General features: G+C 67.8%; 12 protein-coding genes. All 12 read right to left on the bottom strand.

Annotated elements, in window-relative coordinates; all coding sequences use genetic code 11:
* Nucleotides 1-36: 36 nt before the first annotated feature.
* The gene (locus MR825_RS02380) at nucleotides 37-486 is read right to left on the bottom strand and encodes a phage holin family protein (protein ID WP_256175514.1); all 450 of its coding nucleotides are present in this window, start codon (nucleotides 484-486) and stop codon (nucleotides 37-39) included.
* An 8-nt stretch (nucleotides 487-494) separates the two neighbouring features.
* Entirely contained in the window at nucleotides 495-1,061 is a 567-nt protein-coding gene (locus MR825_RS02375; protein ID WP_287878572.1) for a DUF2313 domain-containing protein, read from the bottom strand.
* On the bottom strand, nucleotides 1,058-2,119 hold the full coding sequence (locus tag MR825_RS02370; RefSeq protein ID WP_256175512.1) for a baseplate J/gp47 family protein: 1,062 nt from the start codon (nucleotides 2,117-2,119) through the stop codon (nucleotides 1,058-1,060). Before MR825_RS02370 ends, MR825_RS02375 begins: the two co-directional genes overlap by 4 nt.
* A gap of 4 nt (nucleotides 2,120-2,123) precedes the next feature.
* Nucleotides 2,124-2,468 (bottom strand): hypothetical protein, encoded by a 345-nt coding sequence (locus MR825_RS02365; RefSeq protein WP_186907983.1) that lies wholly within the window; start codon nucleotides 2,466-2,468, stop codon nucleotides 2,124-2,126.
* A gap of 1 nt (nucleotide 2,469) precedes the next feature.
* Nucleotides 2,470-2,847, bottom strand: a complete 378-nt coding sequence (locus MR825_RS02360; protein WP_256175510.1) for a hypothetical protein — start codon at nucleotides 2,845-2,847, stop codon at nucleotides 2,470-2,472.
* Between the two features lie 36 nt (nucleotides 2,848-2,883).
* Complete coding sequence (locus MR825_RS02355; protein ID WP_287878568.1) at nucleotides 2,884-3,834, bottom strand: hypothetical protein; 951 nt, start codon at nucleotides 3,832-3,834, stop codon at nucleotides 2,884-2,886.
* Nucleotides 3,831-4,391 carry a LysM peptidoglycan-binding domain-containing protein gene (locus MR825_RS02350; RefSeq protein WP_186908058.1) on the bottom strand — a complete coding sequence of 187 codons (561 nt, stop codon included), beginning with the start codon at nucleotides 4,389-4,391 and terminating at the stop codon, nucleotides 3,831-3,833. Before MR825_RS02350 ends, MR825_RS02355 begins: the two co-directional genes overlap by 4 nt.
* Nucleotides 4,392-4,422: 31 nt before the next feature.
* Nucleotides 4,423-4,998 (bottom strand): hypothetical protein, encoded by a 576-nt coding sequence (locus MR825_RS02345; RefSeq protein WP_287878562.1) that lies wholly within the window; start codon nucleotides 4,996-4,998, stop codon nucleotides 4,423-4,425.
* The gene (locus MR825_RS02340) at nucleotides 4,995-5,204 is read right to left on the bottom strand and encodes a molybdopterin oxidoreductase (protein ID WP_186907987.1); all 210 of its coding nucleotides are present in this window, start codon (nucleotides 5,202-5,204) and stop codon (nucleotides 4,995-4,997) included. Before MR825_RS02340 ends, MR825_RS02345 begins: the two co-directional genes overlap by 4 nt.
* On the bottom strand, nucleotides 5,201-5,626 hold the full coding sequence (locus tag MR825_RS02335) for a hypothetical protein (RefSeq protein ID WP_256175502.1): 426 nt from the start codon (nucleotides 5,624-5,626) through the stop codon (nucleotides 5,201-5,203). The genes MR825_RS02340 and MR825_RS02335 overlap by 4 nt, the downstream gene beginning before the upstream one ends.
* Nucleotides 5,627-5,687: 61 nt before the next feature.
* A complete protein-coding gene (locus tag MR825_RS02330; RefSeq protein ID WP_186907988.1) occupies nucleotides 5,688-6,077 on the bottom strand; it encodes a hypothetical protein in 390 nt (129 codons plus the stop codon).
* 33 nt (nucleotides 6,078-6,110) lie between these two features.
* Nucleotides 6,111-6,525: phage tail sheath C-terminal domain-containing protein (locus MR825_RS02325; RefSeq protein WP_287878557.1), on the bottom strand; the 415-nt coding region annotated here is incomplete at its 5' end.

Raw genomic sequence — 6,525 nt, 5'->3', positions numbered from 1 at the left:
TTTGTCTATTGTCCGTTTTTACTGGTTCGGTTCACATTACTCCTCCGGCCCTTTTTCCGCCCTCTGCTCCCGCAGGGCCTCCAGCGCCTGCCGGAGCGCCGCCGGGTAAGGTACGCCCATCAATCCCACGTTCTCCAGGATAGACAGCCCTTCGTTGCCCACAAAGAACAGAATCACCGCGGTCCGGGCCCAATCACTGCCCAACAGCAGGTCCAGCCGGGCGGCCACCAGCACGGCCGCCAGCTCCCCGGCCTTTTTGCACAGCCCGCGAAACCCGGCCCGGCTGTCCAGCGCGCCGCTCTCCGTCTTGCCGGAGCGCCGGAACACCCCCGCTACCAGCATACCGGTGAGGTAATCCACCGCCATGCAGAAAATCAAGCTCTGCAGTGCCGTATCCCAGCCTCCCAGCGCTTGGGCCAGCAGCCCTCCCGCCGCCGCCAGCAGGGCCAGCGCCCCATTTTTGATATGCTCCGCCTTCAACTCCACCCCAACTCTCATCGTACCAGCTTTTCCAATGCGCTCCAGCTCAGTCCCAGCGACTCGATCTCTCCCCAGGTCTGAAAGCGCGCCTGCAGCATGGCCCAGGTAATGTACCAGTAGACATACCGTATTTCCAGATGGCACGGCAGGATATCCTCGATGATGGCCCGCATCTCTGCAAACCCATCCGGGATCCCGGGCACCTCGGGAAAGCGCACCTCTACTACGCCGGGCTCCTCCGTCTCACTGGCCACCGCATTGAGCCCGCATCCGGCCAGGTTGTCGTTGATCGCCGAAAGCGTGAAGCTGTCGCCTCCAATCCGCAGCAGGGCCGCCAGAGCTGCCCGCCGCCGTTCCAGGACGCTTGTCACCGGCCGCCGCGCCAGCAGCGCTTCGATCCGCTCCAGGCCGTCCCCCTCCGCCGTGGTCAGCAGCATCTCTCGCTCCACCGTTTCCAGCGCGGCGGCGCAGCCGTCCAGGGCGGCTCCCACGGCCTCCAGCTCTCCGCCGTTGCAGGTCCCCTCCAGACGATAGACCCCCAGCGGCGCAAGCATCTGCCGGAGATAATCCGCATGCTTCAACCGCTCACCTCCATCTCCGTCACCGTCAGCGTTCCCAGCACAGGCAGCTCGTCCGCCGCTGCGGCTACGTCGGCGGCGGGGACGGCAATGCTGTAGTTGGCCACGCCGTCCACGCCGTAGATGACCGCCCCCAGCGCGGCCCGCAGCACATCCCGTCCCAGCAGCCGTCCGTCGAACTGCGCCCGCAGGGCGGCCTCCACCCGGCTGCGCACCGCTTCCCCGTCGGCGCCGTCCGCAGCTGCCACCGCCACGCTCACATCGATGCTTTTTACCTCCGGGGCCCGTACCCGTACGTCTACGGCGATCTCACGCCGCTGGGTGAAATAGCTGCTCAGCTGGGCCAGCAGGGCGCTGTCCGGCACCCCGGCGGGGGTGGATACCACCACATCCACCGTACCCACGCCCCTCGGGCGGGACAGCACCGCCGCCGCCGCCACCTCCGGGAACGACATGGCCCCCTGCTGATAAAAGGCGGCGTTGGCCCCGTTGGGCATTCTCTGGAAGGTCTCCAGCACCCGCACCCGCAGCGCCTCGTCCGTCTCCTCCTCCAGCCCGCCGGTAAAGGCTGCGGGGTTGGTGCACCGGCTCACGCCTACCGGGGCCACTGCCATGGCCCGGATGGTCCCGGCCGCCGCGTTGCCCGCGCTCCCCGGCTCCACCGCCTGCGCACGCACCTGAGCCGCGGTCTCTCCCGCCTGCAGCACCACATCCTCCAGGGTCTCGAAGCGCACCTGCTCCGCCGTCATGCACACCGTCCCCGCCGGGATGGAAAGGTCGGTTTGGGCGGCGCTGTCGGTCTCAAAGCGCAGCACTCCCTGGGCGCGTACCGCTTCCCGCCGCTCCAGCCCCCGCAGCTGGGCGTGCTTGTCCAGATACGCCCCGTGGGCGCTCTGGGGAAAGCACTGCCGTTCCACCCAATCTGCCTGTACATATAAGGCGTAGATCTGGGCGGCCACAGCGTACAGCCGCACCGCCAGGTCCCCGTCTCCCGCCGGGACGAGCCCGGTCTCCTCCTGAAACCGTGCAGCCATCCCGCTGTAGATCTCGTCCACCGTCATCCCTTCACGCTCCCTGTACGTCCATATCCAAACGCAGCGTCTCTCCCCGCCAGGTCAATCTGACCTGTAAGGTGCCCGTGCCGCTTAAAATCACATCGTCCACAAGCAGAGACTCCTCCTCTGCCAACGCCTCGGTCACATATTGACGGGCCAGCGCGCCTCGCCGCGCGGGCTGCGCCCCGGCCAGCCGATACAGCTGGCTGCCCAGCCCCGGCAGCGGCGGGAAGCAGCCCCGCCGGATACTCAGCTTCCACAGCACCCGCTGCAGCAGCTCCGCGCTCCCCTCCGCCCGCCGGAAGGAGCCCCGTCCGTCGCTCACGTAGTCCCCGTCCCGCACCATCAGCTCCATCCTAACCGCCCTCCACCATCACGGGCAGCCCATTGACCAATACCGTGCCGCTCATGGAGATCACGCCGTCGTTGCGGATGCGGATGCTGGCCGCCCCGCCGCCGCTGTAGAGCACCACCTCGCCGGGCGCCAGGTTCCACGCGCGCTGGCCGCGCACCCCCGCCGCGCAGGGCTGTTCCCCGTCGGGTCCGGCTTTGACCACCAGTACCTGCTCGCCCCGCATGGGCTGCCACTGATAGCCGCCGGGCGCGAATACCGGCACCTGACGGCGCTCTCCGTCCAGCAGAACGGCCGCCGGGTCTCCCGGCAGGCTCACCACACCCACCCGGGCCGCCTCCTGCCGTCCGTCCCGGCTCATCCCCTGTCTTGAGATCCACATGCTGTCTCCTCCTTGTCCAAACCGTCCCGCCGCCGCTCAAACGACCGCCGCCGCGTCCGCCAGGGTCAGCCGGGTATACGCGCCCTTCGCATCCGTCCCGCACACGCTTTCCGTCACCCGCCAAAGCCCCCGGCAGACGTCGCGCTTCCAGTTTACCTCCACCAGCTCCCCCGGCCAGGCGCGGAAGGCGCCGGGCAGCATAAGCTCCACGCTGTGCCATCCCTCGGCGGCACGCTGGAGCTGGTATTCTCCGGAATAGCGCATGGCCTGATAGCTGCTGCGCCCCGGCATGGTCAGCACCCGCCGGCACTGTCCGCCCCGCCGGGCAAACCCGCTGTGGACCACCCGCTGCACCTGGTCCCGCGCCTTATCCCGTACCAGCACCTCGGACAAGACCCCGTAGCGCTTCTCCTTCCAGGCCAGCTCCAGCACCGCCGCGTCCTCGTCCAGCACCCGCCGCGCTCCATCCTGCCAGGCGCACACCTGCAGCCGCCCCTGCCGGTCAAAGCGGGGCGTCACGCCGCCGTAGTACCGGCAAAAATGATAGAGCGCCTGCCACTCGCTGCTCCCCATGGCCACGGAGAAGTCCGGCACCGCGGGCAGCCGGTCCGTCCGCCCCACCTGGATGCCGTAAGGGGTCACGTGATCCCGCAGGATATCTGCCAGGGTGGCCGTCTGATAATCGCACCCCAGCGCCTCGTTGTCCAGCAGCAGCGCCGCCATGCTCCTGCCGGAAACGCTCAGGCGCGCTCCGTCTTCATCCCAGCCGCAGCAAACCTCGTCCACCACGCCAGTAAACACCCGCTCCCCGTCCTCCTCCGCCGCAAAGCGTACCGCCTCGGCCAGCGCCCCGGCCTCGCCCGGTTCCCACAGGCACTCCAGATAGAAGCTGTCACAGGGGATTCCGCAGGCATATTCCATCCGCCAGGACGTCAGGTCGGGCAGGACGACGCGCCGCCCGTCCCAGCAGATCAGCGTCCCCGTCATGCTACCCGCACCTTCTCTCCCACCAGGATCAGGTTCGGGTTTTTGATCTGGGGATTGAGGGTAACCAGCGCCGTCAGCGTCAGGCCATAGCGCCGGGCGATCCCCCACATGGTCTCTCCCTGCGCCACTGTGTGCCAGACCGCGCCGCTCCTGCTTTCCGTCCCGGAGGCGCCGCTCCCGGCGCTCTCCCCCTGCTGTGTGCGCAGGGTTGTATTGTGTCCCTCATAGCCCTCCCAGAAGGCAAAGGTGTATCTCACATAATCCGCCCGGGGCTCCTGCGCCAGAGACAGCTCCACGAAATAGGCGTTGGCCGTTTGCCAGACCGGGTGGACCAGCAGTCCCGGTCCGTCGTCGTAAAACACGCTCGCCAGCCTTTTGAATTCCGCATAGGCCTCTTCCCCCACAAATTCGCCCTCGCCCCGCATGACCCGCTGGGCGGGCCCCAGATCCTGTAAAAAATAGCGGCCAAAGGGCACCTTCCGCGCCCCCATCCTCCGCTCGTATTCGATGGTATAGACCCGCGGATTGTGGGGCCATACGTAGTCCTTATACCGCATCGCCGCCAGCTTCACCGGCGCTCTCCCCCTCTCAAAACAGGCGGAAGCCTGCGTCGTACCGCCGGGCGTCCCGCTCCAGCACCCGGTCCAGCTCCGCCGCCGTCACCCCGGCGGCGCTCTCTTCCGTCTGCCGCTCCACTACCGCGATCCGGCCCGGCCCTGTGCCGATGCTTCCGGCCGCCGCCGCGCTCCGCCGCACCTGTTCTTCCAGCCACGCCCCGGCGTCGGGTGACCGTCCTGCTGCCGTTTCCCGTGGCCGCGCCGCTCCGGCGGACGTCTTGGGCGCGCTCGCGCCCTCCTCCCGGCCCCGCGCCGCCGCGCCGGCCTGGCCTTCCCCGCCGCCGGATGCCGGCGCAGCGGCCGCTCTGCGCCCGTAAGGGGCGTCCTTCCGCCCCGCCGCCCCAAACTCCTCCCACACGCCGCACCGCTCTGCCGCCTGCGCGCCTTCCTCCGTCTCCCCGCCGGCCTCCGGCCGTCCGGCTCCGCCGGTTTTCTCCTCCTCCGCCGGGGCCGCCCACGCCGGGTCTGCCGGGAGCAGGAGCGGCTCTTTTTCTCCGTCCTCCGCCCGCCGCTGTGCCGCCAGCAGCCGCTCCAGGAAATCGATCAATCCGTCTCCCCCCGCATCAGCCGCTCAAACCGCTCCTCGTCGAACGCCGCGTTCTCTCCGCCAAGATACTCTCCCGCCGCGCCGCCGCAGACGGGGCAGCGCCCCTCTTCCGCCTGGGCCCGGCAGCTGGGGCAGAGCCGCCCCAGCTCCTCCTCGTGGTCCAGCAGCAGATTCAGCGCGCACCACAGATAGTCACGGCGCTTCATTTCCCGCACGCGCGCCTCGGTGGGCAGAGCTCCGAAGGTCTTGAGCACACGCCAGCGCAGGCGCTCCTCCGGCGTGTGCTCCAGGCTTTTTTTAGCTGCCGGCAGCGCTCCTCTCCATCTTCGGGCGCCGGGTCCTCCTGCCGCTCGAAGTCGGCCCAGCGTGTTGCCAGCACAGCGATCTCGGAGGCCGTCATCCCCCTCAGGACGGCCCAGCCGTCCTCGAACAGGGGCTCGCCGTCCCGTTCCAGCGCTCTGGCCAGCAAGCAGGCGTTGGAACACAGGGCCTGTTCTCCTGCGCTCTTTGCCAGCTCCTCCGCCTCCCGCCGGGCCTCCAGCACCTCCAGTGCGGAGAGCAGCCGCAGCTCGCTCCCGTCCTCCAGCCGCAGCCGCTGCGCTCCGGCCAAAATCGAATGTTCTCTCATTCTCTGCTCTCCCATCGCTCTTCCCCGGCCGGCACGCCGGCAAGCGCTCTGTCCCCCTCGCTCACGCCGCCGTCTCGATCCGCCTGGCCGCCATGATGGTAATTTTTTCCACAACCATAGCCCCCAGCGCGCCGGTCTCCCCGATCGCGCTCCACTGGCAGCCGGAATAAATGATCTTCCGGTCCGGCTTGCAGATGACCAGGCTGAAATCCTCCAGATCGTGGAAATTAAGCCCGTCCCGGATGGCCTCGTCGGTGGCGTAGAGCCGCGTCAGTTCGATCACATGACTGCGCTGACCCGGAATGGTAGCCACCGGCTCGTCTTCGCCGAAGGCCTCCACCGTCTGGCTGGTCCGGCTGGATCTTGCCGTGTAGCTTTGTACCACCGCCACCTTTTTCCCATCCACTTCCAAATAGATATCGCTGCTGGTGGGAAATCCCGAAATATTCACCTAAGCTTCCTCCTCCCCAAACGCCGCTGTGGGTCACACCGTAATATGCGCGCTCAGCCAAATCTGGTTGAGCCCGTGGGCCACCGTAAAGGAGAAATCCACCAGGCACACGGTTGGATTTTCACTGTCCGCGGTAACGGTCACCCCGTCGTATCCGGTGATGATCTCCCTTGCCAGCTTGTTCTCCAGTTCCAGCACCACCTGGGAGCGTATGGCTCCCCGGCTCTGTTCGGTATTCTTGGCCCGGCGGAACTTTGCCCGCAGTGCGGAGCGCACCGTGGGGATCACGTCGTCCACGATGCGGATGGTGGTCAGTTCCCGCCAGGTGGCGTCCGCCGCCGTTCCGCTTTTGGTCCGGGTGGTCACCCCCCGCACCACGCTGACCTTTCCCCCCACGCATTCCAACGGGGTCACCCCGCCCCGTACCAGCAGGTCGATCTCGCTGTCG

The sequence above is a fragment of the Lawsonibacter sp. genome, assembly GCF_022777125.1.
In the GTDB taxonomy this organism is placed as follows: domain Bacteria; phylum Bacillota; class Clostridia; order Oscillospirales; family Oscillospiraceae; genus Lawsonibacter_A; species Lawsonibacter_A hominis.
The sequence above is the reverse complement of the archived record's forward strand: the minus strand, read 5'-3'. Positions and strand labels throughout refer to the sequence as shown.

Coding starts and splice junctions, on each gene's coding strand:
- MR825_RS02355 (WP_287878568.1), bottom strand. CDS start 3,834: ATGACGGGGACGCTGATCTGCTGGGACGGGCGGCGCGTCGTCCTGCCC.
- MR825_RS02365 (WP_186907983.1), bottom strand. CDS start 2,468: ATGGAGCTGATGGTGCGGGACGGGGACTACGTGAGCGACGGACGGGGC.
- MR825_RS02350 (WP_186908058.1), bottom strand. CDS start 4,391: ATGCGGTATAAGGACTACGTATGGCCCCACAATCCGCGGGTCTATACC.
- MR825_RS02335 (WP_256175502.1), bottom strand. CDS start 5,626: ATGAGAGAACATTCGATTTTGGCCGGAGCGCAGCGGCTGCGGCTGGAG.
- MR825_RS02370 (WP_256175512.1), bottom strand. CDS start 2,119: ATGACGGTGGACGAGATCTACAGCGGGATGGCTGCACGGTTTCAGGAG.
- MR825_RS02360 (WP_256175510.1), bottom strand. CDS start 2,847: ATGTGGATCTCAAGACAGGGGATGAGCCGGGACGGACGGCAGGAGGCG.
- MR825_RS02340 (WP_186907987.1), bottom strand. CDS start 5,204: ATGAAGCGCCGTGACTATCTGTGGTGCGCGCTGAATCTGCTGCTGGAC.